The organism is Schaalia sp. ORNL0103 (assembly GCF_019429565.1).
Classification (GTDB): Bacteria; Actinomycetota; Actinomycetes; order Actinomycetales; family Actinomycetaceae; genus Pauljensenia.
Genome location: NZ_JAHXSA010000001.1, coordinates 446,379 through 462,187 on the forward strand (window position 1 = coordinate 446,379; position 15,809 = coordinate 462,187).

Consider the following 15,809-nt stretch of genomic DNA (forward strand, 5'->3'; position numbering starts at 1 on the left):
AGCCCGCGCCTCGTCCATGAGACGAAACCCGCACGGAAACGCAGCGCTCACACTCCTACTGTGGAGTCATTACAAGGCAAAAGAAAGGCACATCATGAGTCGCCCGCTGCGCTCGGCAACATCCACCCAAGGCCGCAACATGGCCGGAGCACGCGCCCTGTGGCGCGCCACCGGCATGACCGACGGCGACTTTGGCAAGCCGATCATCGCCATCGCCAACTCCTTCACCCAGTTCGTCCCCGGCCACGTGCACCTGAAGAACATGGGCGATCTCGTGGCCGGAGCCATCGAAGCAGCCGGCGGCGTTGCCAAGGAGTTCAACACGATCGCCGTCGACGACGGCATCGCCATGGGCCACGACGGTATGCTCTACTCCCTGCCCAGCCGCGACCTCATCGCCGACTGCGTCGAAACCATGGTCAACGCGCACCGCGCCGACGCCCTCGTGTGCATCTCCAACTGCGACAAGATCACCCCCGGCATGCTCCTGGCCGCCATGCGCCTGAACATCCCGACCATCTTCGTGTCCGGCGGCCCCATGGAATCTGGCGCTGCCGTCGACGGTGTCGTCGAGCACCGCCTCGACCTCATCGACGCCATGGTCATGGCCGTTGACGACTCCGTCAGCGACAACCAGCTGGCCAGCATCGAAGCCAACGCGTGCCCCACCTGCGGCTCCTGCGCAGGCATGTTCACCGCGAACTCCATGAACTGCCTCAACGAGGCCATCGGCCTGGCCCTGCCCGGCAACGGCACCACCCTCGCCACCCAGATCGAACGCAAGAAGCTCTTCACCGAGGCCGGCACGCGCATCGTCGACATGTGCCGCGCCTACTATGACAACGAGGACGACTCGGTCCTGCCGCGTTCCATCGCCACCAAGGCCGCCTTCGAGAACGCCATGAGCCTGGACGTGGCCATGGGCGGTTCCACCAACACCGTCCTGCACATCCTCGCCATCGCCAACGAGGCCGGTGTCGACTTCACGCTCGACGATATCGACGCGATCTCGCGCCGCGTGCCCTGCCTGTGCAAGGTGGCCCCCAACTCCACGACCTACCACATCGAGCACGTCCACCGCGCCGGCGGCATCCCCGCCCTGCTCGGCGAGCTTGACCGCGCCGGCCTGCTCAACCGCGACGTCCGCTCCGTCCACTCCGACAACCTCGCCGACTGGCTGGGCGCCTGGGACGTGCGCAGCGGGAGCGCCACCGACGAGGCCAAGCACCGCTTCCTCGCCGCCCCCGGCGGCGTGCGCACCACCCAGGCATTCTCGACCGCCAACCTCTTCGAGTCCCTCGACACCGACTCCGAGGCCGGCTGCATCCGCTCCGTCGAGCACGCCTACACGAAGGACGGCGGCCTCGCGGTCCTCTACGGCAACATCGCCGCCAACGGCGCGATCATCAAGTCCGCCGGCATCGACGAGTCCCTCTTCCACTTCGTCGGCAAGGCCTTCGTCGTCGAATCCCAGGAGGAAGCCGTCGAGGCCATCCTCAGCAAGCAAGTTAAGGAAGGCGACGTCGTCGTCATCCAGTACGAGGGCCCCAAGGGCGGCCCCGGCATGCAGGAAATGCTCTACCCGACCTCCTACCTCAAGGGCCTGGGCCTGGGCAAGAAGTGCGCCCTCATCACCGACGGCCGCTTCTCCGGCGGCACGTCCGGCATCTCCATCGGTCACATCTCGCCCGAGGCCGCGGCCGGCGGCGCGATCGGCCTCGTGCGCACCGGCGACGAGATCGAAATCGACGTCAACAACCGCGTCCTGCGCGCCAACGTGAGCGACGAGGAACTCGAGCGCCGCCGCGCCGAAAAGGGCGCCGCCCCGTGGAAGCCCTCTAAGCCTCGCGCCCGCCAAGTCTCCGACGCCCTGCGCGTCTACGGCATGCTCGCCGCATCCGCCGACAAGGGCGGCGTGCGCGTCCTGCCCGACTGGGCGTGAGCGAAGCGCCTACAATCGTGGGCATGCATGGAGAATACAAAGTCCCCGGAGGAAAGCTCGTCGTCGTCGACACCGACGTGGAGGAGGATCGCCTCGCGCGCGTGAGCGTGTCCGGTGACTTCTTCCTCGACCCCGACGACGCGCTCACCCGGATCACCGCGTCCCTCGAAGGGGCCCCGGCCTCGTCGAGCGCGAAGGATCTGGCCGCGCGCGTGGAGGCCGCCCTCCACGAGGGAGACACCCTCATGGGCGTGACCCCCGAGGCCGTCGGCATCGCCGTACGCCGCGCGCTGGGCGCCGCCCTGTCGTGGGACGACATCGACTTCGACGTCATCCACGGCCCCGTCGTCGACCCGATGATCAACGTCGCCATGGACGAAACCCTGGTCGAAGACGTGGCCGCGGGGCGCCGCAAGCCCTTCATGCGCCTGTGGGAGTGGAACGGCCCCCAGGTCGTCATCGGCTCCTTCCAGTCCTACCAAAACGAAATCCAACAGGACGGCGTGGATCGATACGGCATCACCGTGTCGCGGCGCGTCACCGGCGGCGGCGCCATGTTCATGGAGCCCGGCAACTGCATCACCTACTCGCTCGTCATCCCCACCGCCCTCGTGGAGGGAATGAGCTTCGAGCAGGCCTACCCCTACCTCGATCAGTGGGTCATGGAGGTCCTCGAAAAGCTGGGCATCAAGGCCAAGTACGTGCCGCTCAACGACATCGCCTCCGAGTTCGGCAAGATCGGCGGCGCCGCGCAGAAGCGCTGGGCCAACGGCTACATGGTCCACCACGTGACCATGGCCTACGACATCGACGCCATCAAGATGAACGAAGTCCTGCGCATCGGCATGGAGAAGATCCGCGACAAGGGCACCCGCAGCGCCGTCAAGCGCGTGGACCCCATGCGCTCCCAGACCGGCATGGCGCGCGAAGAGATCCTGCAGGTGTTCTTTGATCACTTCAAGGAGAAGTACAACGCGAGCGTTGGCACCATCACCGAGGCGGATCTTGAGGTCGCACGGAAGCGCTGCGAGACGAAGTTCGCGCGCGAGGAGTGGGTGCACCGCATCCCCTGAACGCCCCGTATTCGTGGCCCGCTTCGGTGTCGTTTCGACGAGGCCGGGGCGGGCTTCCGCGTTCCTGCGCGGCTTCCCCCAAATTTCGCACGTAATTCTAGCGGGGTTCTTTCTCATTTCTTACTATCCATCGTTGAAATAGCAACGAAACAAGTCCGCTCGCGGAATGGGGAGTGAGGGAATTACGTGCGAGATTTTAAGGGAAAGAGGCAAGCATGGCTTGTGCCTAGGGGTTTCAGATGCGGTGGGGCTTTCAGGCGCGGCGTTCTCCGAAGATAGCGGTCCCCAGGCGCACGATTGTCGCCCCCTCAGCGATGGCCCACTCAAGATCGCGGCTCATGCCCATCGAGAGCGGCAGGTCCGACTCTTCGACGCCCAGGCGAGAGGCGGCCTCGTCCCTGATGTCGCGCAGCTGCGCGTACGCGGCGCGCACGTCGGCCTCGATGGGGGAGTTCAGACCCACCGTCATGAAGCCTGCGAGCTGCAGGTGGGTCGAGGCCTCGACCGCGTCGATCAGCGCGGCGACGTCGGAGGGGGCACAGCCGTGCTTCGTGGCCTCGCCGGAGACGTTCACCTCGACGAATACCGGGAGCGTGCCGGTTGCGCGTGCGTCGATTTTCGAGGCTAGCGCGGGGGAGTCCAGCGACTCGATCGCGTCCACGCAGGCCAGCGCGTGGTTGATTTTGTTGGACTGCAGAGGGCCGATCAGGTGAATGCGCGCGCCGGGCACCTCTCGGATCGCGTCCACCGTCGCACGCGCCTCCTGCACGCGGTTGTGACCCAGCAGGATGGGTAGGCCCGCCTCGCGCAGGGCAGCGGCGGCGGTGCGGCACTCCTCGGGCGTGCGCGTCTTGACCGCCAGCTCCAGGTGCACCGAATCAGTGCGGCCGCACGCGGACGTCGCACGGTCAATGCGGTCGCGGGCAGCGGCGATGGCCTCGGGAATGCTCATGCCCTCATGGTAGACGGGCAGGCGCTATCAGGGGCCAATCAGGGGCGACTCAGGGACATCTGAGCCGAGCGGCGTGTCAGACTAGTATGTTCACAGAACAACGAAAGGACACGCCATGCGTACCCTGCTCAACATCATCTGGTTCTTCTTCGGAGGGCTCCCGCTCTTCCTGGGATACCTCCTTGCGGGTGTCGTCGCCTGCATCTTCGTCGTCACGATCCCCGCGGGCGTGGCCTGCTTCCGCATCGCCGGTTACGTGCTGTGGCCCTTCGGTAAGCGCGTCATCGACAAGCCGGGCGTGGGCGCGGGCTCTGGCCTCATGAACATCGTGTGGTTCCTGGTCGCGGGTCTGTGGCTCGCCATCGGCCACATCACCACCGCCGCCGCGCAGGCCGTCACTATCGTCGGCATCCCGCTGGCCATCGCCAACCTCAAGATGATCCCGATCACCTGCTTCCCCTTCGGCAAGGCCGTCATCGACGACCCGACCGCGTCAATCCTCTGACGCGTCCTACACTGGGGTCATGGCTCGTAAACACAGCAAAGACCAGGCGGTGGCCCCACCCGCGCCATCGAGGCGCTCACGGCGGCCGGCGTTGCTTTACCGTTCACGAGTACGAGCACGACCGGCCGCCCGGGGCGTTCGGGGAAGAAACCGTCGAGAAGCTGGGGATCGACCCCACCCAGGCTTTCAAGACGCTCATGGTGCGCCTGGAGCCCACCGGCGAGTTTGTCGTCGGCTGCGTGCCTGCGCTGGCTCACCTGTCCAGAAGCTGATCGCCAAGGCAGCCGGCGCGAAGAGCGCCGCCATGGCTGACCCGGCCGTCGCACAGCGCCGCACCGGCTACGTCGTGGGCGGCATCAGCCCGCCTCGGGCAGACCACCTCGCACCGGCTGTTCATTGACTCGGCGTGCCTGGACCACGAGACCATGATCGTCTCGGGCGGGCGCCGAGGCCTCAGCGTCGAACTGAGCCCCCTCGACCTCGTCGAGTTGACGGATGCTGAGGTCACGGACCTCGCCCAGGTCTGACCCGGCCTCGTCCTGTTTCAGTCGTTGTCGCAGGCTCCTGCCTGGTCTTCATTCCAGCCGCCGATACTCCTGCGCCCCCAAATTTCGCACGTAATTCCCCGGCCGTTCCTTCAGTCTTTGAAGGAGAGGTGTTGAAATCATGCGGTTTCTGATCTCTCAGCGCCGATCCGAATAACGAATTACGTGCGACGTTGTTGAGGAACCCCGCTGGAAAGTGCTACTTCTCGTCCACGACTCGTGCCGATCCGATGCCGTGGTCCGTGTTAGCACGTTGGCTGCTCGACATACAATGAGTGGACCCGGGTGAGTGAGGATGAACGAGGAGACGGTGAACGTGTCTGCAGATCTGCGGTACAACGAAGAGACTGAGGCGGCCATGCGCGAGGCTCGCGAGATTGCTGCTGGGCGGCTCCCCGTTGCGCGCTATGGCTCTGCGGTGGAGGCGTTTGGGGAGAGCGATGACAACTGACGTGACTGAACTGAGCCGCCGTGGGCGCGCCGCCTACTGGGTGGTTGCCGCCCTCGCCTGGGTGGGCGTCGCCGCCACCCTCATCATTACGGCCTTCGATGGCTACGCTGCGCCGACCTACGTCGAGGAGGGCCTCTTTGCGGGCGCCGCCCACGGCTGGGCGGGCGCGCCCGAGCGCCTCATCAATTGCCTGTCCTACTTCACCGAGCTGTCCAACATCATGGTTGCGATCATCTCGACCGTCCTCGCGCGCTGGGGCCGTGTGGGTGCGTGGGGGAGGGCCACGCACCTGTGCGCGCTCATGATGATCACGGTGACCGCGATCGTCTACGCGACGCTGATTGGCCCCTACGAGGTCCTCTCCGGCTTCGCGCTCGTCACCAACCCGCTCCAGCACATCGTCGTCCCCGCCGCCTTTGTGGGTACGGCCGCGCTCGTGGGGCCGCGCGGTGGCATCACGTGGGCGACGCTGGGGCGCGCCCTGCTGATCCCGGTCGCGTGGGTGGCGTACACGCTCGTGCGAGGCTCCTTCACGCACCAGTACCCCTACGGCTTCGTGAACGTGTGGCGCATCGGCTACGCGCAGGTTGCGATCAACATCGTGGCTATCCTGATTGGCGCCCTGGTCTTCATGGCGCTCTTCGCGGGCGCGGACTGGCTGATCCGCAAGGCGTCCCGGCGCTGACGGTCTGTGCACCTCCCGGACACGGTCTCGTCCGAGGCCGCTAGAGTGAGGCCATGAGCAACGAGCCCGGGCTTGTCCCTGAACTTACCGTCACCGATTACGAGGCATCGCGCCGTTTTTGGTGCGACCTCGTCGGTTTTTCCCTTCGCTATGAACGGCCTGAGGAAGGATTCGGCTACCTCGTCCTGGGTAACGCGCACCTAATGCTCGACCAGATCGACCAGGGTAGGACGTGGGCGACAGGACCCCTTGAGTTCCCCCTTGGTCGGGGTATCAATTTCGAGGTTCAGGTCGACAATCTGGACAATGCATGGCACCGCATGACCGAGGCAGGGTGGCCGATCTTCGTCGAACCCGAAGAGAAGTGGTATCGGGCGGGCGATGTAGAGATCGGCGTCCGGCAGTTCCTAGTGCAGGATCCCGATGGCTACCTGCTGCGCCTCCAGCAGGAAAAAGGCGAGAGGCCTGCGCGGCGAGGATAACTCGGACGGCGGGGACCACGGCTTTCTGCGTCGTTCACACCCGACTCATCCGAATTGCCACAACAACGAGGCCGTGGTGGCCCGTGCGCCTCGAAGCTGGAGGGACTTACCGCGCCCCGACGGTGATCGTGGCCAGGGCGACGCGGTTCGCCTCGTCTGAGGCGGGCACGTCCACGAGGGCGACGATGCGCCAGTCCATGTCCTCCTCCGGGTCGAACAGGGTCTGCGTGGCCAGCCAGAACGTGCCGGCCGCAGCCTGATCGACCGCGTCCGCAATCGCCTCGATGCGCGTCACCTGGGCGCGCTCGAAATCGGAAGAAACCACAGCGGGAGCCAGCTCCAGCACGTCCTCGCGGGTCGGGGCCTCGTTCAGGGAACAGAGCGACAGGGCGCGCGCACGCTGGTCGATGCCGATCCACTCGTGCTCCGCCCAGTAGAGCTCGAGCACAGCGTCCCACTCGTCCTCGCCCCACGGAGCGACCAGGGGGGTGCGCGAGGCCTCGTCCAGACGCGCCAAGGCCTCGACGTTGTCGCGGCTCATCGCCTCCACGCGCTCGAACAGCGCGCCACGGATCGCCGTGCGGAACGCGTGACGGTTCGCGCTAAAGGGAACGGTCCCGTCCTCCCGCGCGCCAAACGCCAGCTCCGCGCCCTCCGTGCCGTCGCCCTCGGACGCGGGGGAGAGGGCCTGGCCCGTGGACATGGCCTCCCACTCGTCCAGCAGTGAGGAGTCCACCGCGCGGATCAACGCCGACAGCCACGCAATGATCGACCGCAGCTCGTCCGTCATCAGCTCGTCCGGCACGATCTGGCGCAGCGCCCGGTATGCGTCCGTCAGATAGCGCAGCACGATGCCCTCGGAGCGGCCCACGTCGTAGCGGCCCACGATCCCCGTGAACGTCAGCGCGTTCTCGATCATCTCGCGCACGACCGACTTCGGGGAAATCTCCTGATCCTCGATCCACGGGTTCGCGTGCAGGTACACCGCGAACGCGTCCCCCAGCAGATCGGCCAGCGGGCGCGGCCACGTGACCTCTTCCAGGGCTGCCATGCGCTCGTCGTACTCCATGCCCTGCGCCTTCATCGCGGCCACGGCCTCGGCCCGCGCCGCCTTCTCCTGCGCGAACAGGAGCGGGCGCGGATCCTCCAGGACCGACTCGATGACCGAGACGACGTCCAGGGCGAAGGTCGGGGACTCCGGATCCAACAGTTCGAGGGCCGCCAGCGCGAAGGGGGAGAGCGGCTGGTTGAGCGCGAAGTCATCCGGCAGGTCGGTGGCGGCGCGGAGGCGAGGCTCACCCGACGCCGAGGCCTGCGCAGAGGAGACGTGCTCGACGACGCCCGCCTGCTTCATCGACGTGTAGATCTCACCCAGGCGGCGCAGGTGCGGGTTGCGATCCGTGGGCGGATCGTCGTTGTTGCGCGCCAGCCACACGAGGTGCTCGCCCGGGTCGCGCCCGGCCGCGGGAGCCCCGGCCAGCACGTTGAGGACCATCGCGTGCGTCATCTCGAAACGGCTCGTGAGCTGCTCGGGAGCCGCATCGACGAGGCGCTCGAACGTCGATCGCGTCCACGAGATCTCGCCCTCGCCCGGGCCCTTGCGCTTCTTCGCCGACTTCTTCGCGGCACGCTTGGCCTCGCGGGCGTCGCGCGCGGCCTCCTGCGCGGCGCTCAGGCGTGCGCGCTCACGGGCGGCGTCCACCTCGTGCTCGGGGGCTAGGACGCGCACGAAACCGACCGTGTCGAAGCCGGCGCGGCCCGCGCGGCCCGCGATCTGGTGGAACTCGCGTGCGCTCACGTGGCGCATGCGCCGCCCGTCGTACTTCACGAGCGACGTCATCAGCACCGTGCGGATCGGCACGTTGATGCCCACTCCCAGGGTATCCGTGCCGCACACGATCGGCAGCAGGCCCGCCTGCGTGAGGCGTTCGACGAGGCGACGGTAGCGAGGCAGCATGCCCGCGTGATGCACGCCGATGCCCTGTGCCAGCAGCGACTTCAGGGTCTGCCCGAAGCCCTTCGTAAACGACACCCCCGCCAGCTGCGCGGCGATCGCCTTCTTCTGCTCGGGAGAAATCAGCGAGGAACGGTCGAAAGACTGCGCGGTGGCGACCGCGTCGCGCTGGGAGAAATGCACGATGTAGACGGGCCAGCGGCCCTCGCCCAGCAGCCGCTCGACCGTGTCGGGCAGGCGGTCCACGACGTACTCGAACTCGAGGGGCACGGGTCGTTCCGCGTCGTCGATGAGGGACACGTCGCGCCCGGTGCGTTCCTTCCACGCGCGCTCGAAACGCGTCGTGTCGCCCAGTGTCGCGCTCATCGCGACCACCTGCGGGGTCCTCAGCTCCAGGAGCGGTACCTGCCACGCCCAGCCGCGCTGACGGTCCCCGTAGAAGTGGAACTCGTCCATGACGATCATGTCCGCGTCCAGCGTGGGCCCCTCGCGCAGCGACTGATTCGCGAGGATCTCAGCCGTGCAGCAGATGATGGGCGCGTCGGCGTTGAGAGACACGTCGCCGGTCACCATACCGACGTTGTCCGCGCCGAACAGCGACACGAGGTCAAAGAACTTCTCCGACACCAGGGCCTTGAGCGGCGCCGTGTAGTAGGAGCGGCCACCGTGCGCCATCGACGTAAAGTGCGCGGCGAGCGCGATCATCGACTTGCCCGACCCCGTGGGGGTCGCCGCAATCACGTGGTTGCCCGCCAGGATCTCCACCAGGGCCTCCTCCTGGTGGGGGTAGAGCGGACGCCCGGTGCCCTCGGCCCAGGACACGAAGGCCTCGTACAGGGCGTCGTCGTCGCCCAGACGGCCCTCGTCCTCCAGGTCGTCCAGGATCTCGTTCAAAGTCGCGCTCATGCTCCCATTGTCCCAGAGTGCGCCCACGTCTGCGTCCCCGCACCGCCGGTCCCTTCCCGCAGCTCATCGACGAGGCCGGGGCACCCCATGCACTCACGCACGGGCGTGCGCGTGGCGAGACGTCGCCTGCTGGGCGCACAGCCCTGTGGCAAGATGAACGGGTCCCATACAACGCGCGGGTGCGGCCCGCGAAGCGCGCGAGGCCCCGCGACTGTCCCACGGCCTCGTCGATAGACAGCCCGGGAGGTTCCTGTGGAAGAATTTGCCTTGCTTGAAAAGGACATCGCCGACTGGATCACGATGCACCTGACGATCGTCATCCTGATCGGCGTGGGCGTGATCCTCACGGTCGTCTCCCGCGGCGTGCAGCTGCGCCTCTTCCCGGAGATGGTGCGCACGGTCCTCGGCTCGCGCAAGGGTGCCGACGGCGGAATCTCCTCCTTCCAGGCCTTCGCGATCTCGCTGGCCGCTCGCGTGGGCATCGGCAACGTGTTCGGCGTGGCCGCGGCGCTCTTGTACGGTGGCCCGGGCGCGATCTTCTGGATGTGGGTCGTGGCCCTGGTCGGCATGGCGACAGCGTTCTTCGAGGCGACGCTGGCCCAGATCTTCAAGGTGAAGCACTCCGACGGCTCCTTCCGCGGCGGCCCGGCCTACTACATCAAGCGCGGCATGAAGAGCCGCGTCCTGGCCAACGTTTTCGCCGTCATCACCGTCGTCACCTGCGGCATCGTCATCACTTCCGTGCAGTCCAACGCCATCGCGGGCACGCTCACGAGCGCCTTCGGTGAGGCCGCGAAGGAACCCCTGCAGGGAGCGGGCGGTTTCTCGGCCGCGCAGCTTACGGTTGCAGGCCTGATCTTCGTCTTCTCCGCGATGGTCATCTTCGGCGGTATCCGCACGGTCGCCCGCGTGACTGAGTGGATGGCCCCGATCATGGCGACTGTCTACGTCATCATGGTCGCCATCGTCTGCCTCATGAACATCACGCAGTTCGGTACTGTGCTCGGCCAGATCTTCACCTCCGCGTTCTCTATGGACGCCACCGTCGGCGGCCTGGGCGGCGGCATCATCGCCGCGATGATCAACGGCACCAAGCGCGGCCTCTTCTCCAACGAGGCCGGCCAGGGTACCGCTCCCAACGCCGCCGCGACCGCGACCGTGTCCCACCCGGTGCGCCAGGGCCTCATCCAGTCCCTGGGTGTTTTCATTGACACGATCGTCGTGTGCACCGCGACCGCCTTCGTCATCCTCATCGCAGGCGAGAAGGTGTGGGGCGGCGCGGACGTGAACCCCTCGAACCTGACGACCCTGGCCGTGGCCCACGAGCTGGGCGCGTGGACGATCGTCCCCATGGCGATCCTGATCTTCGTCCTGGCCTACTCCTCGATCATCGCCGCCTACGTCTACTCCGACACGAACATGTCCTTCGTCTTCGGGGATGCCCGCTGGGCGAGCTGGACCGTGCGCGTCGTGTGCGTGGCCTCGGCGACGATCGGTGCCCTGCTGACCCTGGACGTCGTGTGGAACGCCGTTGACATTGCGATGGCGGTTATGACGATCACGAACTTGGTGGCCCTGGTCTTCCTGGCCCGCTGGGTACTGGGCGCGCTGCGCGATTACGAGACCCAGCGTCGCGATGGCGTCGCCGAGCCCGTCTTCGTGGGTGAGAAGAACCCGCTGTTGCCCGGCGACGTTCCCGGCAGCGTGTGGAAGCGCCCCAAGCAGAAGAAGAAGTAATAGTTGCTGACCACCTCGCCGGGTGCGCCGGGCACATCTCGTGCCTCGCGCACCCGGCGTCGTGTATGTCGGCGCTGCTCAGCGCGGCGCGCGCGGGGCTGCGTTAGGCTACCGGCATGAGAATCGCACGTTTTTCCGATGGTACGAACCCGGTCTACGGCGCCCTTGAGGAGGGCTCGACGAGGATCGTGGGGCTCAAGGGTGACCCGCTGTTTTCGCCCGTGGAACCCTCCGGCCAGATCTACGAGCTGGACGAGGTCCGCCTGCTCTCCCCGGTGATCCCGCGCTCGAAGGTCGTCGGTATTGGCGACAACTACTCGGATACCCCGATTCCGGCTGATGAGCGCCCCGAGCCGCCGATCTTCCTGAAGGCGAATACCTCGGTCGTGGGCCCCGACGACCCGATCGCGATCCCCGCCTGGTCGAACGCGGTGGCCTTCGAGGGGGAGCTCGCGATCGTCATCAAGTCTCTCGCCAAGGATGTGAGCGTCGAGGACGCGCCGCAGATGATCCTCGGCTACACGATCGCCAACGATGCCACCGCCCGCGACGCGATGACGGGCGGCCCCTGGTCGCGCGGAAAGTCTTTCGACTCGGCGTGCCCGCTGGGCCCGTGGATCACGGTCGACCCTGCCCTCGACGTCACCAACCTGGCGATTCGCTCGTACCTGAACGGCGAGATCGCTCAGGACTCCTCGACCGCGCACATGATCTGGAACCCCTTCGAGCTGGTGTCCTACGTGTCTCACCAGATGACGCTGCTGCCCGGCGACGTGATCGCCACGGGCGCGCCCGCGGGTGCCGAGATCGTTCACGCGGGTGATCGCGTGGAGATCGAGATCGAGGGGATCGGGAGCTTGACGAATCCCGTCGTCCGAGCCTGATCGTGTGACCTGTGTGATAGGATTACGTCGTTCTGACAATATCTCCGTCGCATAGGAGCACACCGTGAGCGAACCCCAGTCATCGGGCGCTCTGGCCGTCGAAATGGCCGGCCTGGACGTCATCCCCGAATCCGATCGCAAGGGAAAACCCTCCGACCTGTTCATGCCGTGGTTCGCGGCGAATATCTCGGTCCTGGGTATCTCGTGGGGCTCGTGGGTCCTCGGCTTCGGGCTTTCCCTCGCCCAGGCGGTCGTCGTGTCCGTCGTCGGAGTGGCCCTGTCCTTCCTGGTCTGCGGCCTCATCGCGATCGCCGGTAAGCGCGGCTCCGCTCCGACGCTGGTCCTGTCGCGCGCGGCCTTCGGCTTCAACGGCAACCGCATTTCGGCTGCGATCTCGTGGATCCTGACGGTGGGCTGGGAGACCTTCCTGGCGATCATGGCCGTCCAGGCCACAGCCACGGTGATGGGGGCGCTCGGCTTCACGAACCACGTTGTCGCCCAGATCATCGCCCTGATCCTCGTCGTCGTCCTGGCGGCGGGTTCGGGCATCCTCGGTTTTGAGGCGATCATGAAGGTCCAGACGTGGATCACCTGGGCCACCGCGGCCCTGACGATCGTCTACCTGGTCCTGGTCGCCCCGACGATCGACTTCGCGGTCCTCTCCTCGCGCCCCTCGGCGCCCCTGACTGCGGTACTGGGTGCGGGCTGCATGCTCCTCGTGGGCTTCGGCTTCGGCTGGATTAACGCGGCCGCCGACTACTCGCGCTACCTGCCGCGCGCCGCCTCGACGAAGGGTGTGGTCGGCTGGACGACGGTGGGCGCGGCGCTGCCCACGGTCATCCTCGTCTTCTTCGGCATCCTCCTGGTCGGCTCGGCCGATGAGTCCCTCTCCGAGGCGATTGGCGGCGACCCGATCGGCGCGCTCACCACGCTGCTTCCCACCTGGTTCCTCATCCCCTTCGCGCTGGTCGCGATCCTGGGCCTCATCGGCGGCATCGTCATGGACATCTACTCCTCGGGCCTGTCGCTGCTGGCCACGGGCGTGCCCGTCTCGCGCCCGGTCGCCACCGCGATTGATGGCACGATCATGACGGTCGGCACGATCGTCGTCGTGTTCTTCGCAGACTCCTTCCTGACTCCTTTCACAGCGTTCCTCACGACCCTCGGCGTCGTCATCGCCGCGTGGGGTGGCGTCATGCTGGCGGACATCGCGCTGCGTCGCAATGACTACGACGAGCCTTCGCTCTTCACCCCCTCGGGCCGCTACGGCTCGGTGAACTGGGGTGCGGTCGCCTCCCTGATCATCGGCTCGCTGGTGGGCTGGGGCCTCGTCGTCAACGCGAGCGCCTCCTGGCTGTCCTGGCAGGGCTATCTCCTCGGCCCCCTGGGTGGCCGCGAGGGTGACTGGGCGGGCGCCAACATCGGCATCCTCCTGGCGATGGTCGTCGGCTTCGTCGGCTATTGGGTGACCAGCGCGGGCCGCGTGCGCGCGCAGGAGAAGCTGCCCTCGCGCACCTACGCCGAGGGTGCGGGCGAGGATGAGCAGTGAGCGTTGACCCGCGCTTCCCTCAGGCTCTCCTCGACGACGAGGCCCAGGCCGGCGCCCGGGTCCTCACCGGCCTTGCGGGGCGCCCGGATGCGCTCGTCGTGCTCGGGTCCGGCTTGGCCGAGGCTCTCGACGAGGCCTGGGGAGCCCCCGTGGCCACCGTTGCCCTGGGTGACATCCCCGGAGTCGTCGCGCCGGTTGCGGACGGGCACGGTGGCGAGCTACGCGCCTATGAGGCGTGTGGGGGAGTGGTCCTCGTGGCTACGGGCCGCACGCACCTCTACGAGGGGCTGGGCGCCCGCCCCGTCACGGCTCTCGCCCGAGCTGCGGTTGCGGCCGGTATTAGCCGCGCGGTCCTCACGAACGCGAACGGCTGCCTGAAGCCCTGGAACCTGGGCGACGTCATGGCGATCACCGACCACGTGAACGTCAGTGGCGCCTCGCCCTTCGATGGGCCGCTCTTCCTGGACGTGTCGGCCGTGTGGGACGCCCAGATGACGCAGGCGCTGCGCGGTGTCTGCCAGCGCGAGGGCATTTACGCGATCCTGCGCGGCCCCGAGTACCAGACGATGGCCGAGACCCGCATCCTCGCGAGCCTGGGCGTGGACTGCGTGGGCATGTCGACCGTCATGGAGGCCATCACCCTGCATGCCTTGGGCGTGCGCGTCGCCGGCATGTCGGTTGTCTCCGACCTGTCCTTCGCCGATGCCCCCACGGATCCGACCGCCGTCGTCGAGGCAGCCTCGGCGGCCCGCCAGACCGTGGTCGCAGGCATCGAGGCGGCACTGGGAGCCTGAGCAGGAACCAGACGCAAACGAGGCCGTGGCCGGGAGGTGGATGTCCACCGTTCCCGGCCACGGCCTCGTTTCGTGTAGAAGACGCTTACAGCAGGCCGAGGACCCTCTCCACGATCCGCGAGGCCACGTCGGGGGCGCACGCCAGGTTGATGCGCGCCCACGAGGCGTAGTCCGCTCCCAGGGTGCGGCCCTCGTTGGCGGCGATGCGGGCGCGCTCGCGCAGCGTCGCGGCGGGGGAGAGGGGACCCAGGTCGACTCCCTCGAAGCCCCACCAGGTCAGGTACGTTCCCTCGGGGCGCACGAAGTCGATCGGGGTGTCGGCCAGCGCGCGCTCGACCAGGTCAACGTTCGAGCGGATCAGGTCCTTGACCTCGCGCTGCCAGGCATCGCCGCGCTCGTAGGCGGCGATAGCGCCCAAGGTGCCGATGACGTTGGCATCGTGGCGCACGTCGGCGGCGAATACGTCCCAGCGCTCGCGCAGCGCCTCGTCGGGCAGGATCACCTGCGCGGAGGGCAGGCCTGCGATGTTCCAGCCCTTCGACGCGGCGGTCGCCGTCACCGTGTGGGACGCGAACGAGGGGCCGAGCGACGCGTAGGAAACGAAAGGAATCGACTCATCCAACACGAGGGAGGAGTGGATCTCGTCGGAGAACACGAGGGCGTCGTACTCGCGGACCACGTCGTGCAGGGCACGCAGCTCGTCCTCGCGCAGGACACGGCCGACCGGGTTCCACGGGTTGCACAGGATGACGAGGCCGGCCCCGGCCTCGAGCCCGGCGCGGATCCCCTCCAGGTCGAGCGCCCAGCCGCGCCCGCCGGCGCGCGTGCCACGCAGTGAGGGAACCTCGATGACGGGGTGGTCGAACTTGCCCGGGATCGTCAGGAACGGCATGTAGGCGGGGGTGGGCACGATGATCGGCGCGCCCGGGCGCACCAGGTGCTCAATCGTCGCCTCGAGCGCGGGCAAGACCGAGGCCACGAGGCGCACGTGCGAGGCGTCCACGTCCCAGCCGAAGCGGCGCTTCTGGAACTCGGCGGTCGCGCCCGCGATGCGCGGCTCCAGCCAGGTCGGCTGGTAGCCGAGCAGGCCGTCATCGATCGCTCCCTTCATCGCGTCGGCGACCTCCGGGGCCGTCCCGAAGTCCATTTCCGCCACCCACGCGCCGATCGTCGGCTCACCGCTCGCGGTTGTGATACCCGTCCACTTCAGGGAGCCGGTGCGGTAGAGGTGGGAGTCGGAAAAGAGACGAACGGACACGGTGTCCTCCTGGATGAGTCGGTGGATGCGGCGTGGGCCGATCCCGGTGATGCAACCAGCCTATCCGCGCCCCCGGTCCGCGTCGCAGCGCG

General features: G+C 67.4%; 13 protein-coding genes and 1 pseudogene. 11 read left to right on the plus strand and 3 right to left on the minus strand.

Features of this window, described 5'->3' with window-relative positions; genetic code table 11:
* Window positions 1-94: 94 nt before the first annotated feature.
* Entirely contained in the window at window positions 95-1,942 is a 1,848-nt protein-coding gene (gene ilvD / locus JJJ16_RS01995) for a dihydroxy-acid dehydratase (protein ID WP_219751191.1), read from the plus strand.
* A gap of 23 nt (window positions 1,943-1,965) precedes the next feature.
* Entirely contained in the window at window positions 1,966-3,015 is a 1,050-nt protein-coding gene (locus JJJ16_RS02000; protein WP_101602009.1) for a biotin/lipoate A/B protein ligase family protein, read from the plus strand.
* Window positions 3,016-3,268: 253 nt separating this feature from the next.
* Here JJJ16_RS02000 and JJJ16_RS02005 read toward each other — a convergent pair whose 3' ends face one another.
* Entirely contained in the window at window positions 3,269-3,967 is a 699-nt protein-coding gene (locus tag JJJ16_RS02005; RefSeq protein ID WP_219751192.1) for a YggS family pyridoxal phosphate-dependent enzyme, read from the minus strand.
* 115 nt (window positions 3,968-4,082) lie between these two features.
* Between JJJ16_RS02005 and JJJ16_RS02010 the strand changes: the two genes are divergently transcribed.
* The 5 genes and pseudogenes from JJJ16_RS02010 (at window position 4,083) to JJJ16_RS02025 (ending at window position 6,635) form a co-directional block, all read left to right on the plus strand.
* Complete coding sequence (locus JJJ16_RS02010) at window positions 4,083-4,472, plus strand: YccF domain-containing protein (RefSeq protein WP_219751193.1); 390 nt, start codon at window positions 4,083-4,085, stop codon at window positions 4,470-4,472.
* A 19-nt stretch (window positions 4,473-4,491) separates the two neighbouring features.
* Window positions 4,492-4,999: pseudogene (gene ybaK / locus JJJ16_RS02015) on the plus strand (Cys-tRNA(Pro) deacylase).
* A 334-nt stretch (window positions 5,000-5,333) separates the two neighbouring features.
* The gene (locus JJJ16_RS10235) at window positions 5,334-5,468 is read left to right on the plus strand and encodes a hypothetical protein (RefSeq protein WP_264081511.1); all 135 of its coding nucleotides are present in this window, start codon (window positions 5,334-5,336) and stop codon (window positions 5,466-5,468) included.
* Window positions 5,458-6,153 (plus strand): Pr6Pr family membrane protein, encoded by a 696-nt coding sequence (locus JJJ16_RS02020; RefSeq protein WP_219751194.1) that lies wholly within the window; start codon window positions 5,458-5,460, stop codon window positions 6,151-6,153. Before JJJ16_RS10235 ends, JJJ16_RS02020 begins: the two co-directional genes overlap by 11 nt.
* A gap of 53 nt (window positions 6,154-6,206) precedes the next feature.
* Window positions 6,207-6,635, plus strand: coding sequence for a bleomycin resistance protein (locus tag JJJ16_RS02025; protein ID WP_219751195.1), 429 nt, complete (start codon window positions 6,207-6,209; stop codon window positions 6,633-6,635).
* A 106-nt stretch (window positions 6,636-6,741) separates the two neighbouring features.
* Here JJJ16_RS02025 and JJJ16_RS02030 read toward each other — a convergent pair whose 3' ends face one another.
* Window positions 6,742-9,495, minus strand: a complete 2,754-nt coding sequence (locus tag JJJ16_RS02030) for a DEAD/DEAH box helicase (protein WP_219751196.1) — start codon at window positions 9,493-9,495, stop codon at window positions 6,742-6,744.
* Between the two features lie 300 nt (window positions 9,496-9,795).
* Between JJJ16_RS02030 and JJJ16_RS02035 the strand changes: the two genes are divergently transcribed.
* The 4 genes from JJJ16_RS02035 (at window position 9,796) to JJJ16_RS02050 (ending at window position 14,459) form a co-directional block, all read left to right on the plus strand.
* Window positions 9,796-11,232, plus strand: a complete 1,437-nt coding sequence (locus JJJ16_RS02035; protein WP_225905077.1) for an alanine/glycine:cation symporter family protein — start codon at window positions 9,796-9,798, stop codon at window positions 11,230-11,232.
* A 116-nt stretch (window positions 11,233-11,348) separates the two neighbouring features.
* Window positions 11,349-12,116 (plus strand): fumarylacetoacetate hydrolase family protein, encoded by a 768-nt coding sequence (locus tag JJJ16_RS02040; protein ID WP_048670565.1) that lies wholly within the window; start codon window positions 11,349-11,351, stop codon window positions 12,114-12,116.
* 103 nt (window positions 12,117-12,219) lie between these two features.
* Entirely contained in the window at window positions 12,220-13,665 is a 1,446-nt protein-coding gene (locus tag JJJ16_RS02045) for a purine-cytosine permease family protein (RefSeq protein WP_219751948.1), read from the plus strand.
* Window positions 13,662-14,459, plus strand: coding sequence for a purine-nucleoside phosphorylase (locus JJJ16_RS02050; protein ID WP_219751198.1), 798 nt, complete (start codon window positions 13,662-13,664; stop codon window positions 14,457-14,459). The genes JJJ16_RS02045 and JJJ16_RS02050 overlap by 4 nt, the downstream gene beginning before the upstream one ends.
* Window positions 14,460-14,544: 85 nt before the next feature.
* Here JJJ16_RS02050 and JJJ16_RS02055 read toward each other — a convergent pair whose 3' ends face one another.
* The gene (locus tag JJJ16_RS02055; RefSeq protein ID WP_219751199.1) at window positions 14,545-15,717 is read right to left on the minus strand and encodes a MalY/PatB family protein; all 1,173 of its coding nucleotides are present in this window, start codon (window positions 15,715-15,717) and stop codon (window positions 14,545-14,547) included.
* Window positions 15,718-15,809: the final 92 nt, after the last annotated feature.

Coding starts and splice junctions, on each gene's coding strand:
- JJJ16_RS02045 (WP_219751948.1), top strand. CDS start 12,220: ATGGCCGGCCTGGACGTCATCCCCGAATCCGATCGCAAGGGAAAACCC.
- JJJ16_RS02000 (WP_101602009.1), top strand. CDS start 1,966: ATGCATGGAGAATACAAAGTCCCCGGAGGAAAGCTCGTCGTCGTCGAC.
- JJJ16_RS02005 (WP_219751192.1), bottom strand. CDS start 3,967: ATGAGCATTCCCGAGGCCATCGCCGCTGCCCGCGACCGCATTGACCGT.
- JJJ16_RS02035 (WP_225905077.1), top strand. CDS start 9,796: ATGCACCTGACGATCGTCATCCTGATCGGCGTGGGCGTGATCCTCACG.
- JJJ16_RS02030 (WP_219751196.1), bottom strand. CDS start 9,495: ATGAGCGCGACTTTGAACGAGATCCTGGACGACCTGGAGGACGAGGGC.
- JJJ16_RS02020 (WP_219751194.1), top strand. CDS start 5,458: ATGACAACTGACGTGACTGAACTGAGCCGCCGTGGGCGCGCCGCCTAC.
- JJJ16_RS02040 (WP_048670565.1), top strand. CDS start 11,349: ATGAGAATCGCACGTTTTTCCGATGGTACGAACCCGGTCTACGGCGCC.
- JJJ16_RS02025 (WP_219751195.1), top strand. CDS start 6,207: ATGAGCAACGAGCCCGGGCTTGTCCCTGAACTTACCGTCACCGATTAC.
- ilvD (WP_219751191.1), top strand. CDS start 95: ATGAGTCGCCCGCTGCGCTCGGCAACATCCACCCAAGGCCGCAACATG.
- JJJ16_RS02010 (WP_219751193.1), top strand. CDS start 4,083: ATGCGTACCCTGCTCAACATCATCTGGTTCTTCTTCGGAGGGCTCCCG.